We start from the raw sequence: 18,670 nt of genomic DNA, 5'->3' as shown, positions 1-18,670 counted from the left end.
GGGTTGATTCACGATGAGCGGGGCAGCAAATAAAACAGTCCGCCGTTGATGACGGAAACGGTGATGCGCGGCTTGTACTGCTTTTCCAACGCTTCCTTCTCAATATAATAGCACTCCGGCTTTTCTTCGCAGTCTTTGTAAAATTCATCAAGCAACGCCAAATCGTCGGCCCAGCGTCGGCGCGCCTCATCCGCCCACGCGTGGTTGTCGGCGGCGATGCGGCTGCGTATGTATTGCTCGAGACGGCCGATGCCGCTTCTCGGTTTAATGAGCGGGGATATGGTGAAACAGTAATCAGGGATTTTCGGCGTCAGCCGTCGCTCGCGCATCCGCTCATGAAACGACTCGACGATCGTTCCGCTAATGAGGTGAAGGCCAAGGGAGACGATTTCATCTTTTTTTCGGTCGCATTCGTACGAAATCGTGACGTTCATGCCGAGCCATGGATGGAGGGCGGCGTTGCCGTCCAAAGGCGCGCTTGGCTCCTCATACAGGCGGATGAAGCTGCCGCGTTTTTGCGCTGAGCGGAACAGCTGGTGCAGCCGGGGAGCGCCGAAATGGAGGCGCTCGCCTTTGAGTTTGTCCGTCCGTTCGCTCGCGCGGGTGATGAGCGTCAGTTGCATCGGCTGCGGGACGCCGCCTATCCGTTCGATATAATGCCAGTAAAACGGCCGGTTCATCAGCTCTTTGTCCATTTCTGCCGTCAGTTGCACGGTGAGGTAATCGTCGCTTGCTTCCACAAACGTGCAGCCGTTGGCCGCAAAATAGCGTTCGACAAAGCGGCGGATTTCATGTTGTTGCATGCCGCTCTCCTCCTTCCTTTCCGAGCTGCTCCGCCAGCTCGATCATCGCGACGATGTTTTCCATTTTGATTTTCATCTCCCTTTCGCTCCGTGAATGAACGAAGGCGTCTTCGAAGTAGCGCTCCAGGTTGGCGAGGTTCATTTTCGCCAAAATGTCGTCCAGCTCGCCGACGACCCGTTCAAACAGGCGGATTTTTTCGTACAGAAGCGTTAAAATATGTTCTTCGACCGTCTGTTTGACAGCGAAGTTATAAATGTAGACGTCATCGGTCTGCCCGAGCCGGTGGACGCGGCCGATCCGCTGCTCAAGGCGCATCGGGTTCCACGGCAAGTCGTAGTTGATGACATAGCGGCAAAACTGCAAGTTGATGCCCTCGCCGCCCGCCTCGGTGGCGATGAACACTTGGGCGTGGTGTTTAAACAGTTCCTGCATCCAGTCTTTTTTGCCGCGCCGGAAGCCGCCGCGAAACGGAACGGACGAGATGCCGTGCTGCTTTAAAAACCATTGCAAATAAAACTGCGTCGCCCGGTATTCCGTGAAAATAATGACTTTGTCATTAATGGAACGGATGAGCTCGAGCGCTTTTTCCGCCTTCGAGTTCGTCGTGACGGCGTTGATTTTTTCCAATACGCGCTCAAGCGGCTCTGGAACCGCCCCGCCGCATTTGTCGATCATGTTTTTGATCGTGAGAAACAGCGCCTCGCGGCTGCTGCACGCCTCGCGAAGAAGCGTGATGAGCGAAAACGAGCCGGCGAACGATTCGCGGCGGAGCGCCTTGACCGCTTCATACAGTTCCCGTTCCTCATTCGTAAACTCGATCAGCACCGGTTCAACGTGGCGCTTCGCCCATTCGATCGGCGTGTCGGCGCGGCGGTTGCGGATCATCACTTTGTTGACGAGCGCTTTTAAATGGTCGTTCGTCTGTATGGCCCGCGTTTTTCCGTACGTTTTGGCAAACTGTTCCGCGTTGCCTAAATGGCCGGGTTTCAACAGCGAGACGAGGTTGAAAATTTCTTCGATCCGGTTTTGGATCGGCGTCGCCGTCAGTAGCAAACAAAACTTCTTTTTTAAATTTTGCACAAACTCGTAGTTTTTCGTTTTGTTATTTTTCAGTTTGTGCGCCTCGTCGATGATGATCATGTCGTACGACTGCCCGTAGATGATGTCACGGTGCGGCGGTTTTTTCGCCGTGTCGATCGATGAAACGACGATATCGCACTGCTCCCAGACGTAGCTCTTTTTCTGCTGGACGGCCGGGATGAAAAATTTTTCGTTCAACTCTCTCACCCATTGCGAAACAAGGGAGGCGGGAACGAGAATGAGCGCTTTTTTCACAAGGCCGCGAATCATATATTCTTTTAAGACGAGCCCGGCCTCGATCGTTTTTCCAAGCCCGACTTCATCCGCCAAAATGGCTTTGCCGTTCATCTCCTCGACGACGCGGCGCGCCACTTCAATCTGGTGCGGAAGGATCGTCAAGTGGGGCAAATGTTTCGGCGCCTGCAAGCCATTAAATTCTGGGACGCTTAAATGATGGGCGGCCTCAAGCGCCAGTTCGTACATTTCCCAGCTCGCCCACGGACCGTCTTTTTCGACGCGTGCCAAAAATTCCTCCTTCCATGTTTCATCCATTTCAAGGTCAATGTTCATGGCGATCCCCTTCCCTTGTTGCGAATGTTTATATAGATTACATTTGGTATGTTGGGTAAAACAAGAACATTATTATGACTAATTACCATGAAAGTTCGATTATTTCCTATTGCCCTTTGGCTGCAGTTGATGGTAGTATAAATTTAGAACATTCGCATGACTCATTGATGAGGGCGTTTGTTAGTATGCCCGTTTTGAAAACAATTTATCGATGGGCGGATGACGGCAAGGGGAGAGACTACGGAATGTAGCGCCGAAGGAGCAAGCGGAAAACGCGAATCTCTCAGGCAAAAAGACTCTTGCTTGACGCAGCTCTGGAGAGCGCCTGCGTTCACGCAGGCCACCCAAGAGGAAACCGATCGGCCCCACGGACCGCGAACGGACGCGCCAAACGGCCGGCGGGAAACTTTCAGGTGCCAGGACAGAGCCCCCTTACTTGTTGATAGGGGGAGTCTGTCCTTTTTTGTGTGATGTGGATCAAAGGAGGGAATCAGATGCTAAAGCGCACGCCCCTATTCTCGGTGTACGCCCGTTGCGGCGCCAAAACGATTGAATTTGGCGGCTGGGAGATGCCGGTGCAGTTTTCCAGCATCAAGGAAGAACATGAGGCCGTAAGAACGCGCGCCGGGCTGTTTGACGTCTCCCATATGGGGGAAATTGTCGTCCGCGGCCGCGGGAGTCTTGCGTTTTTGCAAAAACTAATGACCAATGACGTCGCCAAACTGCGGCCCGGCCGGGCGCAATATACGCTCATGTGCTATGAGGACGGCGGCACAGTCGATGATTTGCTCATTTATCAAAAAGCGGACGACGACTATTTGCTTGTCGTCAACGCCGCGAATACGGAAAAAGACTTCGCCTGGCTAAGCGAGCATGTTGAGGGCGACGTCGAGCTCAAGGATGTATCGGCCGAAACGGCTCAGCTTGCCTTGCAAGGACCGGCGGCAGAGCGCGTTTTGCAGCGATTGACGGATTTTGATTTGGCGGCGTTGCGCCCGTTTTCGTTCGCCGACGGCGTCGAAGTCTCGGGCGTGAAGGCGCTCGTTTCGCGTACCGGCTACACGGGCGAAGACGGGTTTGAACTATATTGCCAAGCAAAAGATGCCGTTGCGCTATGGGATGCCATCATCGCGGCCGGAGCTCGTGACGGCGTCCTCCCATGCGGGTTGGGGGCGCGCGATACGCTCCGCTTTGAAGCGTGTCTGCCGCTTTACGGCCAAGAGCTGTCCGACTCGATTTCACCGGTTGAAGCCGGACTCGGTTTTGCCGTCAAAACGGAAAAAGAGCCGTCGTTTATCGGCCAAGCTGTGTTGAAACGGCAAAAAGAGGAGGGGCCGCCGCGCCGGCTCGTCGGCATCGAAATGATCGACAGAGGCATTCCGCGCCACGGATACCTTGTATTTGCCGACGGCGAAGAGGTCGGTTTCGTCACGACCGGCACACAGTCGCCGACGCTGAAGAAAAACATCGGCTTGGCCTTGGTGGAAGCGGATGTGGCCGCCATCGGCCGGGAGGTGGAGGTGGACATCCGCGGCAAACGGCTGAAAGCGAACATCGTGCCGATTCCGTTTTACAAGCGGGCCAAGTGACGATTCCAAAGCGACAAGGAAAGGGGAAAAGCGCTGTGCTCCATCGTTATTTGCCGATGACGGAAGAAGATAAACAGGAGATGTTGAAGACGATCGGCGTCGCCTCGATTGACGACTTGTTTGCCGATATTCCAGAACAAGTCCGCTTCCGCGGCGAGCTGAAGGTGAAACCGGCCAAATCGGAGCCGGAGCTGTGGAAAGAGCTTGCGGCCTTAGCGGAAAAAAACGCCAACGTAAAACAATACGTTTCCTTTTTAGGAGCCGGGGTGTACGACCATTACATTCCAGCGGTTGTGGATCATGTCTTGTCGCGCTCTGAATTTTATACGGCATATACGCCGTATCAACCGGAAATTTCCCAAGGCGAGCTGCAGGCGATTTTTGAGTTTCAGACGATGGTGTGCGAACTGACCGGCATGGATGTCGCCAACTCGTCGATGTACGACGGCGGCACGGCGCTGGCCGAAGCGGTGCTCCTTAGCGCCGCGCATACGAAGCGGAAGAAAGTGCTCATCTCGACCGCCGTTCATCCGCAATATCGGGAAGTCGTGCGCACGTACGCCAAAGGACAGAAGCTCGAAGTGAAAGAAATTCCGTATGACGGCGGCGTCACCGATCTTAAGGCGCTTGATGCGGAAATGGGGGATGATGTGGCGTGCGTTGTCGTCCAATACCCGAACTTTTTTGGTCAAATCGAGCCGCTGAAAGCGATCGCGCCGCTTGCGCATGAAAAGAAAAGCTTGTTTGTCGTCGCCAGCAACCCATTGGCGCTTGGCGTGCTGACTCCACCCGGGGCGTTTGGCGCCGACATTGTGGTCGGCGACATGCAGCCATTTGGCATTCCGACGCAGTTTGGCGGCCCGCATTGCGGCTATTTCGCTGTCAAAGCGCCGCTCATGCGCAAAATTCCAGGCCGTCTTGTCGGGCAGACGACCGATGAGGACGGGCGCCGCGGGTTTGTCTTGACGCTTCAAGCGCGCGAACAGCACATCCGCCGCGATAAGGCGACATCCAACATTTGCTCCAACCAAGCGTTAAACGCCTTGGCCGCTTCCGTTGCGCTGTCGGCGCTTGGCAAGCGGGGCGTGAAAGAAATGGCGGCGATGAATATTCAAAAAGCGCATTATGCGAAGGTGGAACTTGAAAAGCGCGGACTGTCGTCGCCGTTTGCCGGTCCGTTTTTCAACGAGTTCGTCATCCGGCTCGGACGGCCGGTTTCTGATGTGAACGATCGCCTGCTCGAAAAAGGGATCATCGGCGGCTATGACCTTGGGGCTGACTATCCGGAGCTTGCCGGTCATATGCTTGTTGCTGTCACCGAACTGCGGACAAAAGAAGAAATCGATCGGTTTGTCAATGAATTGGGGGATGGCCATGCGTAACGATCAACCGCTTATTTTCGAACGAAGCAAGCCGGGGCGCATCGCCTACAGCCTGCCGGCGCTTGATGTTCCGTCTGTTGATGTCAGCGAACTCATTCCAGACGATTACTTGCGCACAGAGGAGCCGGAGCTGCCGGAAGTATCGGAGCTTGACTTAATGCGCCATTATACGGCGCTGTCGAAACGAAACCACGGCGTTGATTCCGGGTTTTACCCGCTTGGGTCGTGCACGATGAAATACAATCCGAAAATCAATGAGAACGTCGCCCGCCTCGCCGGGTTTGCCTACATTCATCCGCTTCAGCCAGAGAAAACGGTCCAAGGGGCGCTTGAACTCATGTACGATTTGCAGGAGCACTTAAAAGAAATCACGGGCATGGATGCGGTCACCTTGCAACCGGCGGCCGGCGCCCACGGCGAATGGACGGGGCTGATGATGATCCGCGCTTACCATGAAGCAAACGGCGACTTCAACCGGACGAAAGTGATCGTCCCGGATTCAGCGCACGGCACGAACCCGGCGTCGGCAACGGTCGCGGGTTTTGAGACGGTTACTGTCCGCTCAACGGCTGACGGGCTTGTCGATTTGGATGACTTAAAACGCGTCGTCGGTCCGGATACAGCGGCGCTTATGCTTACGAACCCGAACACACTCGGGCTGTTTGAAGAGCATATTGTCGAAATGGCCGAAATCGTCCACAAAGCCGGCGGCAAGCTGTATTATGACGGCGCGAATTTCAACGCGATTCTTGGCAAGGCGCGCCCGGGCGACATGGGTTTTGACGTTGTTCATCTAAACTTGCACAAAACGTTCACCGGCCCGCACGGCGGCGGAGGCCCAGGCTCCGGCCCGGTCGGGGTGAAAGCCGACCTCATTCCGTTTTTGCCGAAGCCGGTCATCGAAAAAGGGGAAAACGGTTATTACCTTGATGATGACCGTCCGCAATCGATCGGCCGCGTCAAGCCGTTTTACGGCAATTTCGGCATCAACGTCCGGGCGTACACGTACATCCGCTCGATGGGGCCGGACGGCTTAAAAGCGGTGAGCGAATATGCGGTGTTAAACGCCAACTATATGATGCGCCGGCTTGCTGAGTATTACGATTTGCCGTATGACCGCCATTGCAAGCATGAGTTCGTTCTCTCCGGCCGCCGGCAAAAGAAGCTTGGCGTCAGAACGCTCGACATCGCCAAGCGGCTGCTTGATTTCGGGTTCCATCCGCCGACGATTTACTTCCCGCTCATCGTCGAAGAATGCATGATGATCGAGCCGACGGAGACGGAGTCGAAAGAGACGCTCGACGCGTTTATTGACGCCATGATCCAAATCGCCAAAGAGGCGGAGGAAAATCCGGAAATCGTTCAAGAAGCGCCGCATACGACCGTTGTGAAGCGACTTGATGAAACGACCGCAGCGCGCAAGCCGATTTTGCGCTACCAAAAACCGAAACATAGCAATAACTGACGTTTGAGCATTGATGAGCGCTCGCTCCCTAACGGAGCGGGCCGTTTCTTTGTACGACGGATGAGTCATTGACAGAAATGTCGAATTAGTTTATTATATAAACTAAGATCAAGAAAGAAAAAGCATGTGTCCATATGGAGAAGTTAGCCTTAACAGTCGGTGCACGGGCGCCCGACGGCTTGGGCGAAAAAGCTGATGGTCAAGAGTCGAACACGGCAGGAATCGATGGATACAGCAACCGCCATAATAGCGAGGCGCCCCTGCCCTTTCGCAAGACACATTCGATCAATCAAATGAAAAGGATGACAGAGACGTGCGGATAGGAAATATTTCCCTTGTCAAAAAAATGAATAAACAGCTCGTCTTAAAATTGATTCGCGACCAGCATCCGATTTCACGCGCCGATATCGCCAAGACAACCGGATTGAACAAGGCCACTGTCTCCGCGCTTGTTGACGAACTGATCGCCGAGCATTTCGTCCATGAAAGCGGAATCGGCGAGTCAACCGGCGGGCGCCGGCCGCTCATGCTTCGTTTCAACGCCGACGCCGGCTCGCTTGTCGGCGTTGAGCTGGGGGTGAACTATTTGTATGCCGTGTTGACCAATTTAAACGCGGACATTCTTTGGGAGCAACGGCGTTCGTTCCGCCCGTCCGAAGGGCAGGAGGCGATCATCGGCGAAATGATGGAGCTCATCGAGGCGGCCATCCGCCGGGCGCCGGCGACGCCGTACGGCGTGATGGGAATCGGCATCGGCGTGCCGGGCGTCGTCCATACTGAAAGCGGGACGGTCATTTTTGCCCCGAACTTGCGTTGGGACGATGTCGCCTTGGCGGCTGTTTTGCGGCAACGGTGGCCTGAGCGTCCTGTCATTGTCGAGAATGAGGCGAAACTGGCGGCGCTTGGAGAAAAGTGGTTCGGCGCCGGCAACGAGTTCGCCCACTTTGTTTACATCAGCGCCGGCATCGGCATTGGCGCCGGCGTCGTTCTTCACCATCAGCTCTATCGGGGTGTCAGCGGTCTAGCTGGTGAAATCGGCCATCATACGATCGATGTCAACGGCATTCGCTGCAGCTGCGGCAACATCGGCTGCTGGGAAATGTATGCGTCGGAAAAATACATTGAACGCCGTTTGGCTGAAGAAGGGCGTTCCGAATGGCTCGATGACCGCTTTTCCATCGCTGCGATGGCGTTGGCGGCGGAAAGCGATGAACAGCTGGCGCGCATTTTGGAGGAAACGGGGCGCTATCTCGGCGTTGGGTTGTTGCAGGTGATTTATGCGTACAATCCAGAAGCAGTCATCATCGGCGGTCCGCTTGCCCAAGCGGGCGAGTATGTGATCGGTCCGGCGCGCCAAGAAGTGAGAAAGCGAATTCTCGTCAAAAAAGAAAGCGAGCCGTCCATCATCGCCTCCAAGCTGAAAGAGAAAAGCTGCGCCATCGGCGCGGCTGCTTCGGTGCTTGAGGCGGTCGTCCTGCCGCCGGAATTTGCGGCGGTCTAGCGCATGCGAAAAGAGGCGCCTGCCTGTTTGGGCAGAGCGCCTTTTTGGTTAACGGGCTACGCTTTTTTCTTCACTTTCCCGGTCCATGTTTTAAATCCGCCTTTTAAATGGTACAAGTCGCGGTACCCTTTTCGGTAGAGCATTTGCGCGGCCCGCCCGCTGCGCAGTCCGTTTTGGCAGTACAAATAGATCGGCTGGTCTTTGCGCAATTCTTTCATGCGCACGCGAAGCTGCGTGAGCGGGATGTTGCGAGCCCCTAAAATATGTCCAGCCGCAAACTCATCCGGTTCGCGGACGTCGACCAATTGCGCTTTTCGGTAGCCGGCGCGGAATTCTTCTTCCGTCAACGATTTGACAATTCGTCTTTGCCAAATGTATGTGATCACCGAATAAATGATGATCGCGCCGACAATGATCAGCAAAACTTCCACCCGTCATGCCTCCTTTCGCTTCGTCTGCTATTTCCTATTATATAAAGTCGCCGCCGGGAAGCAAAGAGGTTTGCGCGATGCCATTTTTCTTTCCTTCACCGGCGTTGTTTGCTAAACTAATAAAGGCGGCCAAAAGCGTCCCGCCCCTTGGCGGTGGTGGACAAGCCGCCGCAGCGTTTAGAGTATGGAACAATAGAGAAGGTGGAACGATGGCAAAAGAAGTATGGCGCTTTATCGATTCCGGCGATGGCTCGCCGTCGTTTAACATGGCGCTTGATGAAGCACTTCTCGATTGGCACAGCGAAGGCAAAATTCCGCCGACGGTCCGCTTTTACGGCTGGAATCCGCCGACGTTGTCGATTGGTTATTTTCAAAAAGTGGAGAAAGAAATTGATTTAGAGGCGGTCAAACGGCACGGCCTCGGCTTTGTCCGTCGGCCGACCGGCGGGCGCGGCGTCCTGCACGATAAAGAATTGACATACAGCGTGATCGTCTCCGAGTCGCACCCGGCAATGCCGCAGACAGTGACGGAAGCGTATCGCGTCATTTCCCAAGGCATTTTGGAAGGGTTCCGCTATCTTGGGTTGGATGCGTATTTTGCCGTGCCGAAAACGGAAGAAGAGAAGGCAGATTTGCGCAGCCCGCGCTCGGCCGTTTGCTTTGACGCGCCGTCGTGGTACGAGCTTGTCGTTGAGGGGCGGAAAATCGCCGGCAGCGCGCAAACGCGGCAAAAAGGCGTCATTTTGCAGCACGGATCGATTTTGCTTGATCTGGACGAAGAGCTGCTGTTCAGCTTGTTTAAATATCCAAACGAGCGGGTGAAAGAGCGTCTGCAGCGCGATTTTAAAAAGAAGGCAGTCGCGATCAATGAGTTGACTAGCCGCACGGTGACGATCGAGGAAGCGAAAGAGGCGTTTTACAAAGGATTTGAAAAAGGATTGAACATCGTATTGGAACCGTACACGCTCACCGCCGAAGAGCGGGCGTACGTCGAAGAGCTGGCGCGGACGAAATACGAAAGCGACGAATGGAACTTCAAGCGCTGAACAGCGACGCGGTAAATCGTTCGTTTTTCGGCAAAAACGGCGGCACTCCCCCGTTTTTCTCCGCTTTTCGCCGTGTTTTGTTTTTTTTTGCTTGACAAAATGAAATCATTTGTTCTCTTTAACAATATATAGTATGATTTTCATAAAAAATCATACTATATATTGTTTTTTTCTGTTTGATATGGTAAGGTAGAGAAGACAGGACAACTTTGCCAAAAACATGAGAGATTATATAAAAGAGGAGAGATAGGAGAATGACGGTGGCGTCATCCGAAAAAATGAAGATCAATATTGACAAGCTGAACGAGGATATCCGCCTATTTCCGCAAGTGCATCCGATTACGCCGGATATGCACATCACCCATAAAGGCGTATCCCGTTTGGTCATGCTTGACCGGTATTCGTTCAAAGATACGGAGAAGCTGACGCTCACACCGGGCGACTTCGTCGTGTTGACGATCAAGGAGGATCCGAAATTCCCGGCACGAGGGCTCGGGTTTATCGTCGACATCGATTGGGAGGCGAAAAAGGCGCGCGTGTTGATTGAAGACGAATACCGGCACGTGCTCGAAGGGGAAGAGGCGGAGACCGGCATTGTGGTTCGGTCGCTCGACATTATTGATAAGCCGCTCGAGATTTTCTATGAGCAAATCGCCAAGCGCAATGCGACTGGGCTGGCGGCGGTGGAAAAGACGGAAGAAAAGCGGAAAGAGTGGTTCGAAAAGTTTTATCAAGAGCTCGCCAGCTTGAATTTTGTTCCGGCCGGCCGCGTGTTGTACGGGGCGGGTTCGGGCAAGGAAGTGACGTATTTCAACTGCTATGTGATGCCGTTTGTGAAAGACTCGCGCGAAGGAATTTCCGAACATCGGAAGCAGGTGATGGAAATCATGAGCCGCGGCGGCGGCGTTGGGACGAACGGCTCGACATTGCGGCCGCGCCATACGCTTGCGCGCGGGGTGAACGGCAAATCGTCCGGGTCGGTCTCGTGGCTTGACGATATTGCGAAGCTGACCCACCTTGTCGAGCAAGGTGGCTCCCGTTGATGAGGCGCCAGACGGCGGGAGTAAAATCTCGCGAATTGCTGGAACACCCTAAAGCCAACTTGACCACAACGCAGCCGGCGACGGCAGACGTGACGGTTGGAAAACAAGTTGGATGCAACAATGGGCAACCAGCAGCCAAGCATCTCTGGAAACGGAGATGAAGGTTCAACGACTATTGAAACTTCCTACAGCCCTCGGTACAATGAGGATAACGAACGTTGTTTCGGGGGGAGAGGGCCATGGAAGGAGTAAATCGTAGCTTACGGCGACGGGGCTACGAGGCGCGAGACAGGGAAGCATTCTCTTCCCTGATGATATAGTCTGATCTCCGACCGAAAGGCGGAGAGCTAGGCAGAAATGACCTAGCCCACTCGTGAAAGCGAGTGAGTAACAATGTGCGCGGCGCCCAAATGATTATGCTTGCCGACTGGCACCCGGACATTATCGAATTCATCGTCTCGAAAATGCAAAACCCGCGCATTTTGCGCTACCTGCTCGAAAATATGGAAGACGAAGGCATCAAAAAAGCAGCGCGCGACAAGCTGAAATTCACGCCGCTCACCGAGCGGGAGCGGGCGATGTACGAAGCGATCGTCCGATACAAGAACGCGCCTGACTACGGCGGTTTCACTGAGGAAATCATCAAAGACGCCGAAGAAAAACTGCGCACCGGCGGTACATATACAGTGCACAACCCAGACTTTTTGACCGGTGCGAACATTTCCGTCTGCTTGACGAAAGAGTTCATGGAAGCGGTCGAAAAGGACGAAGAATACGCGCTCCGCTTCCCGGACGTGGAAACCTATTCCGAAGAGGAAATGCGCATTTACAACGAAAAATGGCATGAAGTCGGCGATGTACGCGAATGGGAGAAAATGGGCTATCGTGTCCGCGTCTACCGGAAAATCCGCGCCCGCGAACTGTGGAAGCTGATCAACATTTGCGCGACGTATTCGGCCGAGCCGGGCATTTTCTTCATCGACAACGCCAACGAAATGACGAACGCCCGCGCGTACGGGCAAAAAGTCGTTGCGACCAACCCGTGCGGGGAACAACCGTTGGCACCGTATTCGGTGTGCAATCTGGCCGCCATTAACTTGGCGAACATGGTGGACAAAGAACGGAAGGTCATTGACTACGAAAAACTGAAACGCACGGTCGAAATCGGGGTGCGGATGCAAGACAACGTCATTGACGCCACGCCGTACTTCCTTGAGGAAAACAAAAAACAAGCGCTCGGCGAGCGCCGCATCGGCCTTGGCGTCATGGGGCTTGCAGACTTGCTCATTTACTGCGAAAAAGCATACGGCTCTGAGGAAGGAAACCAGCTCGTCGATGAGCTGTTCCGCACGATCGCCACGACCGCATACCGGGCATCGATCGAGCTGGCGAAAGAAAAAGGCAGCTTCCCGTTTCTTGTCGGCGAAACGGAGGAAGAGACGCGCAAGCTGCGTGAAGCGTTCATCAACACCGGCTATATGAAACGGATGCCGGAAGATATTCGTCAAGATATTTTGAAATACGGCATCCGCAACTCGCACTTGCTGACGGTGGCGCCGACAGGATCGACGGGAACGATGGTCGGCGTCTCAACCGGGCTTGAGCCGTACTTCTCGTTCTCGTACTACCGGAGCGGGCGCTTGGGCAAATTTATCGAAGTGAAAGCGGACATCGTCCAAGAATATTTGGACAAACACCCGGAAGCCGACCCGAACCACTTGCCGCCTTGGTTTGTGACGGCGATGGACTTGCCGCCGGAAGCGCACGCCGATGTGCAGTGCATCATTCAGCGCTGGGTCGACTCGAGCTTGTCGAAAACGGTCAACGCGCCAAAGGGCTACACCGTCGAGCAAGTGCAAAAAGTGTACGAGCGTTTATGGCGCTGCGGTGCGAAAGGCGGAACCGTCTATGTCGACGGCAGCCGCGATGCGCAAGTGTTGACGTTAAAGGCTGAGGAGAATCAGATCGAGGAGCAGCTCGAATTGCTTCCGGAGGAACTCGAAGAAAAAGAAACGAAACGCCCCGTCGTGCTCGTTGATACGATTCAAGATGTGCGCGCCACCGATGTGACAATCGGTTCCGAAATCGGCAATATTTGCCCGATTTGCCGCGAAGGGACGATCGAAGAGATCGGCGGTTGCAACACGTGCACAAGCTGCGGCGCGCAGCTGAAGTGCGGCCTGTAATGGCGATACGGATGGGTTTGGATGGATGAAACGCTGGTTTCCGTAGAGGAACCGGCGTTTTTTTTTACATAAAAGGCAAAAGCAAAAATATAGTGGTAAAAGGAGGGAACGAAAGGGGGAGCGTCATGATTGTTCATGTCGTCCAACGCGGGGAGACGCTTTGGCAGTTGGCTCAGCGCTACGGCGTTCCACTCGAGCGGATTGTCGCCGCCAATGAACTGAGCGACCCGAACCGGCTCGCTGTTGGGCAGGCGGTTGTCATTCCGGTGCCGTATCGATACCATACGGTCCGCAAAGGGGAAACGTTATGGCAAATCGCCCGTCAGTACGGAGTGGCGGTTGAAGCCATCGTGCAGGCGAACCGAGTCGCCAACCCGGCGCTCATTTATCCAGGCGCTGTGCTATTGATCCCGGCTCGCCTTCATACGGTGCGCCCCGGGGAAACGTTAGGGCAAATTGCCGCCACCTACCAGGTCAGCGTCCAGCAAATCATTGAGTTCAATCCAATCGCCGATCCCAATATGATCGTCCCCGGACAGCGGCTCATCATCCCGCCGGCGAAGCCGCTCATCGAGGTGAACGCATTTACGGTGGACCAAGGGGAGAAAGGAGCGGAGCAAGTGCGCGAAGTCGGCCGCCATTTGACATATGCCGCGCCATTCGCCTACACGATCCGCGCCGATGGCGGGCTCAATCCGATCAATGATACGGCATTCATTCAGGCGGCTTATGCCGCCCGTGTCGTGCCGATGATGACGATCACGAACTTTACGTACCAAGACCCGGGCTCGAGGCTGGCGCAGACGATTCTGGCCGACGTTGCGCTGCAAACGCGATTGCTTGACAACGTCATTCAAGTAATGCGAGCAAAAGGGTACCGCGCGTTGAATGTCGATTTTGAAAATGTCTATCCGTCCGACCGCAAGCGGTATAACGAGTTTTTGCAGCGGGCGGCCAACCGGCTTCACGCCGAAGGGTATGTTTTATCGACGTCGCTGGCGCCCAAAATAAGCGCTGAACAAAAAGGGCTGCTGTACGAAGCGCACGACTACCCAGCCCACGGACGCATCGCCGATTTTGTTGTCCTTATGACCTATGAGTGGGGCTACCGGTTTGGGCCGCCGCAAGCCATTTCGCCGGTGAATCAAATTCGGCGCGTGCTCGATTATGCGGTGACAGCCATTCCGCGTAGCAAAATCATGATGGGGTTTCAAATTTATGCCCGCGACTGGGTGCTGCCGCACGTGCAAGGGCAAGAGGCGGAAACGTTCAGTCCGAAAGAGGCGCTAGAGCGCGCCATTCGCTACGGGGCGTCCATCCAATACGATGCGGCGGCGGCTTCGCCGTTTTACCGCTACACGGACGAACAAGGGCGTCAGCACGAAGTATGGTTTGAAGACGCCCGCAGCGCGTTGGCGAAATTTGAATTGGTGAAAGAATACGGATTGCGCGGGATCAGCTACTGGGTGCTCGGGTATCCGTATCCGGAAAACTGGGTGCTGTTAGAAGACAATTTCCGCATTCGCAAGCGGGGATAAGCGGTTCGAGCGTATGCGCCGATCATGGGGCATGCGCTTTTACTTTGTTTCTTGGAGTTCGAGCCGCTTTTTTAGTTGATAAATTTCCAGATCGTGCTGGCCGATCTTATGGTTTAAATATTCAATCGCAATGTTCGCGTTGCGCCAATCATGTGACAATATCTCGAACATGCGCCGATGGTCGGCCAGCTCGTCCTCAATTTTTTTGAAATGGCTGCGCGTCTCGATGATGAAATGATCCAACTTTTCCTCGAGGCGTTGTTGCTGTTCTTCGAGGCGCTGTTGTCGTTCTTCGAGGCGTTGTTGTCGTTCTTCGAGGCGTTGTTGTCGTTCTTCGAGGCGTTGCTGTCCGGCTTCTAGGCGGTCGAGACGTTCATGAATGGGCTGCAACTCCTCTTTCAGAACCGAGCGAAGCAATTCGACAAGTTCGTGAGACATTTCTCATATCCCCCCTTCGGTTTAATTTTATTATATCATTGCGTCCACTAGGTGTCATGACGAATCTCAAAGGTGTGCGAATGTTTTGAAAGGAAATCAGTATGTTGGAACATGATCAATGGCCGAGAATGCCGGCAAATCGTTGCTGAAACCGACGGCCATGCCCGCTGGTTTCGCTGGGAGGCGGATGGATGTGGATGAGGAGCGACAATGAGACGAAAAAAGAATTCCAAATAAAGTAAGATAACGACTCCCCCGTTCCCGTCCATACTAACCATAAAGATGGACGAAATGGGGGGAAACGATGAAACCGTTTGTGCCCAAGCTTGTGTATTTCGAGCCGGAGGCGTTGTCGTATCCGCTCGGAAAGGTATTGCTCGCTTTTTTCCATCGGCTCAGGTGCAGTATTTTACGTAATATCCCCATCATGGTATAATGGGATTGATTGCTATTTTTTGTTTGCCTAGGCGGCCGACTGCGGCAGAAAAGCTGAAAATAGAGCTTTCTCATCTATATAGATGCAACGAAAACGTTTAACATATCCTTGACGGAAAAGTCGCTTATCCATTTTTCGACTGTCGAGGGCAAGCTGTAGGCTTCTCCATCACGCCAAGGCGTGACAGTCGATCAAATGCTCGGTAAAAGCTGCAAATGTTAAAGCTTCAAATTGCATCTATATCGTTTTTATTGGTTCATCAACACGCCTGTTTCATGAGAGATGCTGACGGCCGCTGCACTTGTCTGCGGCAGACAAACGTGATGGGAGGGGACAAACGTTGCCGACACCAAGCATGGAAGATTATATTGAGCAAATTTACATTTTGATTGAAGAAAAGGGCTATGCCCGCGTCTCTGACATCGCTGAAGCGTTGTCCGTCCATCCCTCCTCGGTGACGAAAATGGTGCAAAAGCTCGATAAAGATGAGTATTTAGTGTATGAGAAATACCGCGGACTCGTCTTGACGCCAAAAGGAAGAAAAATCGGCCAGCGGCTCGTCTACCGCCATGAGCTGCTTGAGCAGTTTCTCCGTTTGATCGGTGTCAGCGAAGAAAACATTTACCGCGACGTGGAAGGGATTGAACACCATTTGAGCTGGAACGCCATCGACCGGATCGGTGATTTGGTGCAATATTTTCAAGAGGACGAACGCCGCCTTGAAGCGCTGCGCGATGTCCAAAAGCGCAATGAACAAGGAGAGTAAGCTGAGGCTTGCTCTTTTTTGTTTGCCGTACTAAACGCCGCTTCTTTCTCTTACATATGTATAAAGAGCGAGAAAGGGGAGGCAGCGGTGGACATTGACATCGTCTTTTCCGGCGGCGGGGTGAAAGGGTTTGCGTTGCTTGGGGCGTACGAAGCGATTGAGGAAAAAGGGCTGCGCTGGAAGCGGCTCGCCGGAACGAGCGCGGGATCGCTGCTTTCGGCGCTGTTGGCGGCGGGCTACAGCGCCCGCGACATCGCCCGACTGCTTGAGGAGTTGGAGTTGGAGCAGTTTTTGGATGAACGGCCGCTATGGATTCCGTTTCCGCTTTGGAAATGGGTGCGCCTGTATTGGCATCTTGGGCTGTATCAAGGAAAGGCGTTTGAGCGGTGGCTCGAGGCGGCGCTCGCCGCCCGCGGCGTGCGGACGTTTCAAGATGTGCCGGCCGGCAGTTTGTATATCGTCGCTTCCGACGTGACGAACGGGCGCATCGTCGTGCTGCCGGATGATTTAGCCATATACGGCATTGACCCTGGGTCGTTTTCCATCGCCAAGGCGGTGCGGATGAGCATCAGCATTCCTTATTTCTTTGAGCCGGTCCGCCTCCGCGGGCGAAACGGTGTATCCCTCATCGTCGACGGCGGGGTGTTGAGCAATTTTCCGCTGTTTTTGTTTGATGAGGAAAAGAAGAAAAAACGGCCGGTGCTCGGCGTTCAACTAAGCCCGAAGCCAGGCGAGCGGCCGAAACGAATCATCGCCAATGCCCTCGACTTGTATGAAGCGCTGTTTGCGGCGATGAAGGAGGCCCATGATGCCCGCTACATTTCGCGCCGCCATGAAAAAAACATCGTCTTTTTGCCAGTGGACAACGTCATTTCCACCGAATTTTCCATTGATCCGGAAGCACGCCGGCGCCTGATCGATTACGGACGCGAGCGGACGCGGCAGTTTTTGCGACAATGGGTGTACTAGACAGGAAAGCGGCATATATGGCACACCTCTGCCGACGATTTTTAGATGAACGGCGGGGGCAAACAAAAAAGAATCAAGCTAAAACGAAGCTCGATTCTTTTTTTTGCCTTTTTTGCCCTCGATCACGGTCAAGTGCGGAATGGCCGTCCGTTTTTTCAGCGGCCGCTTCAGTTTCGCCGGCTTTGCTTGTTTGCGCCCGGAGCGGGGATGGAGCTTTTTCGACTGCCGCACCGCCTTTAAATACGATAACCGATCTTTATCGGTGCGGCGTTGGTATATGAACCGGTAGAAGAGATAAATGGCGGCTAAAAACAGCGCGACAAACAACAGCTGGCGGAACAGCACTGTCGGATGGGCAAAAAGGGTATAGACAATGCCAAGCGTTCCAAGCAAAATCATAAGCCCGACAAGCGGATGAATGGCCCGGCGCCGCAATGAGTCCACCCCCTTTGATCGATTACTGCACCGCTTGTTTCCTTTCGGCTTCCGCTTCCAAATGGAGAAGCCGCTGAAACGAGGCGATGGCCACTTCCACTTGGTCATCGTCCGGTTCTTTTGTCGTCAACCGCTGCAGCCATAGCCCGGGATAGCCAAGCCAGCTTAGCAGCGGAATATCCCTCAATTTATTTGTAAACTGCAAGACTTCAAACGAAACGCCAAGCACGACAGGAATTAAGGCGAGCCTGTTTGCGATTCGCAGCCAAAGCGGATCCGTCGGCACGAACAAATAAAGGAATAAGCTGATAATGACAGTAAATAAAATGAAGCTGCTGCCGCATCGGTAGTGAAGGCGCGAGGCGCGCTGGACGTGCTCAACAGTGAGCGGCCACCCCGCTTCAAAGGCGTTGATGACTTTATGTTCCGCCCCGTGGTATTGGAACACGCGCCTAACAAGCGGCGTCAACGAAATAAAGTAAATGTAGCCGAGCAAAAGAGCAAGCTTAAAGGCTCCTTCAAGCAAAATTTGCCCCATTTTCCCCGGTACGAGCGGTTTAAAGGCGTCGGCGGCGAGCGCCGGAACGAGCGTAAAAATGGTTTTGGCGAATAAAAACGATAGCACGCCGATGACGGCGGCGCCGAGAATCAGCCCGAATTTGGAGCGGCTTTCTTCGGCGGCCTGTTTTTCGTCCGAGGACGCCTCATATTGTTCGCTGGCAAACTGCAAATGCTTGGCCCCGTTCGCACTCGCTTCAATAATGGCGACAATGCCGCGGACAAACGGAATTTTCTTCAGGGCAGCCAGCGTCGGATGGCTGCGGCGAGGCAGCGTAAAATAGTCAATCGTCCCATCATGGCGGCGAATAGCGGTGACTGAGTGCGTCTTGCCGGCAAACATCACCCCTTCAACGACCGCTTGGCCGCCGTATAACGGTTTCTCCATTGATTTCATAAGGCCAACACCAACCTATTTTTTATTTTATTATTT

General features: G+C 54.0%; 14 protein-coding genes, 2 pseudogenes and 1 riboswitch. Of the genes and pseudogenes, 10 read left to right on the top strand and 6 right to left on the bottom strand.

Features of this window, described 5'->3' with window-relative positions:
- Positions 1–8: 8 nt before the first annotated feature.
- Positions 9–803: a YqhG family protein gene (locus tag BRO54_RS06625; protein WP_074043495.1), complete on the bottom strand. Its 795-nt coding sequence runs from the start codon at positions 801–803 to the stop codon at positions 9–11.
- Positions 790–2,454: a DEAD/DEAH box helicase gene (locus BRO54_RS06620; protein ID WP_074043494.1), complete on the bottom strand. Its 1,665-nt coding sequence runs from the start codon at positions 2,452–2,454 to the stop codon at positions 790–792. The genes BRO54_RS06625 and BRO54_RS06620 overlap by 14 nt, the downstream gene beginning before the upstream one ends.
- A 219-nt stretch (positions 2,455–2,673) precedes the next feature.
- Positions 2,674–2,763, top strand: a riboswitch (glycine riboswitch).
- A 185-nt stretch (positions 2,764–2,948) separates the two neighbouring features.
- Between BRO54_RS06620 and gcvT the strand changes: the two genes are divergently transcribed.
- The 4 genes from gcvT (at position 2,949) to BRO54_RS06595 (ending at position 8,391) form a co-directional block, all read left to right on the top strand.
- Positions 2,949–4,043, top strand: coding sequence for a glycine cleavage system aminomethyltransferase GcvT (gcvT, locus tag BRO54_RS06615; RefSeq protein WP_074043493.1), 1,095 nt, complete (start codon positions 2,949–2,951; stop codon positions 4,041–4,043).
- Positions 4,044–4,078: 35 nt separating this feature from the next.
- Positions 4,079–5,425, top strand: a complete 1,347-nt coding sequence (gcvPA, locus tag BRO54_RS06610; protein WP_074043492.1) for an aminomethyl-transferring glycine dehydrogenase subunit GcvPA — start codon at positions 4,079–4,081, stop codon at positions 5,423–5,425.
- Entirely contained in the window at positions 5,418–6,890 is a 1,473-nt protein-coding gene (gene gcvPB, locus BRO54_RS06605; RefSeq protein ID WP_074043523.1) for an aminomethyl-transferring glycine dehydrogenase subunit GcvPB, read from the top strand. The genes gcvPA and gcvPB overlap by 8 nt, the downstream gene beginning before the upstream one ends.
- A 313-nt stretch (positions 6,891–7,203) precedes the next feature.
- Complete coding sequence (locus tag BRO54_RS06595) at positions 7,204–8,391, top strand: ROK family transcriptional regulator (RefSeq protein ID WP_083221531.1); 1,188 nt, start codon at positions 7,204–7,206, stop codon at positions 8,389–8,391.
- Between the two features lie 56 nt (positions 8,392–8,447).
- Here the strand turns inward: BRO54_RS06595 and BRO54_RS06590 are convergent, their stop codons facing one another.
- On the bottom strand, positions 8,448–8,822 hold the full coding sequence (locus BRO54_RS06590) for a rhodanese-like domain-containing protein (RefSeq protein ID WP_068894988.1): 375 nt from the start codon (positions 8,820–8,822) through the stop codon (positions 8,448–8,450).
- Positions 8,823–9,031: 209 nt separating this feature from the next.
- On the opposite strand from BRO54_RS06590, the gene BRO54_RS06585 reads away from it, so the two are divergent.
- From BRO54_RS06585 to BRO54_RS06565, 4 genes and pseudogenes are all read left to right on the top strand, one after another.
- The gene (locus tag BRO54_RS06585; RefSeq protein ID WP_066230505.1) at positions 9,032–9,868 is read left to right on the top strand and encodes a lipoate--protein ligase family protein; all 837 of its coding nucleotides are present in this window, start codon (positions 9,032–9,034) and stop codon (positions 9,866–9,868) included.
- 254 nt (positions 9,869–10,122) lie between these two features.
- Positions 10,123–10,908 (top strand): annotated as a pseudogene (locus tag BRO54_RS06580) (ribonucleotide reductase N-terminal alpha domain-containing protein); the annotation flags it as partial.
- A gap of 401 nt (positions 10,909–11,309) precedes the next feature.
- Positions 11,310–13,097 (top strand): annotated as a pseudogene (locus BRO54_RS06570) (vitamin B12-dependent ribonucleotide reductase); the annotation flags it as partial.
- Positions 13,098–13,222: 125 nt separating this feature from the next.
- Positions 13,223–14,635: a glycoside hydrolase family 18 protein gene (locus tag BRO54_RS06565; RefSeq protein ID WP_074043490.1), complete on the top strand. Its 1,413-nt coding sequence runs from the start codon at positions 13,223–13,225 to the stop codon at positions 14,633–14,635.
- A 39-nt stretch (positions 14,636–14,674) separates the two neighbouring features.
- Here BRO54_RS06565 and BRO54_RS06560 read toward each other — a convergent pair whose 3' ends face one another.
- Positions 14,675–15,073 carry a hypothetical protein gene (locus BRO54_RS06560; protein ID WP_011231899.1) on the bottom strand — a complete coding sequence of 133 codons (399 nt, stop codon included), beginning with the start codon at positions 15,071–15,073 and terminating at the stop codon, positions 14,675–14,677.
- A gap of 776 nt (positions 15,074–15,849) precedes the next feature.
- Between BRO54_RS06560 and mntR the strand changes: the two genes are divergently transcribed.
- The gene (gene mntR, locus BRO54_RS06550; RefSeq protein ID WP_011231898.1) at positions 15,850–16,275 is read left to right on the top strand and encodes a transcriptional regulator MntR; all 426 of its coding nucleotides are present in this window, start codon (positions 15,850–15,852) and stop codon (positions 16,273–16,275) included.
- Positions 16,276–16,362: 87 nt separating this feature from the next.
- The gene (locus tag BRO54_RS06545; protein ID WP_074043489.1) at positions 16,363–17,244 is read left to right on the top strand and encodes a patatin-like phospholipase family protein; all 882 of its coding nucleotides are present in this window, start codon (positions 16,363–16,365) and stop codon (positions 17,242–17,244) included.
- Between the two features lie 78 nt (positions 17,245–17,322).
- Here the strand turns inward: BRO54_RS06545 and BRO54_RS06540 are convergent, their stop codons facing one another.
- Positions 17,323–17,679 (bottom strand): SA1362 family protein, encoded by a 357-nt coding sequence (locus BRO54_RS06540; protein ID WP_074043488.1) that lies wholly within the window; start codon positions 17,677–17,679, stop codon positions 17,323–17,325.
- Between the two features lie 22 nt (positions 17,680–17,701).
- A complete protein-coding gene (locus BRO54_RS06535; protein ID WP_176202421.1) occupies positions 17,702–18,625 on the bottom strand; it encodes a DUF1385 domain-containing protein in 924 nt (307 codons plus the stop codon).
- Positions 18,626–18,670 lie beyond the last annotated feature (45 nt).

It is taken from the genome of Geobacillus proteiniphilus (assembly GCF_001908025.1).
In the GTDB taxonomy this organism is placed as follows: Bacteria; Bacillota; Bacilli; order Bacillales; family Anoxybacillaceae; genus Geobacillus; species Geobacillus proteiniphilus.
This window is presented reverse-complemented; position numbering and strand designations above follow the sequence as displayed.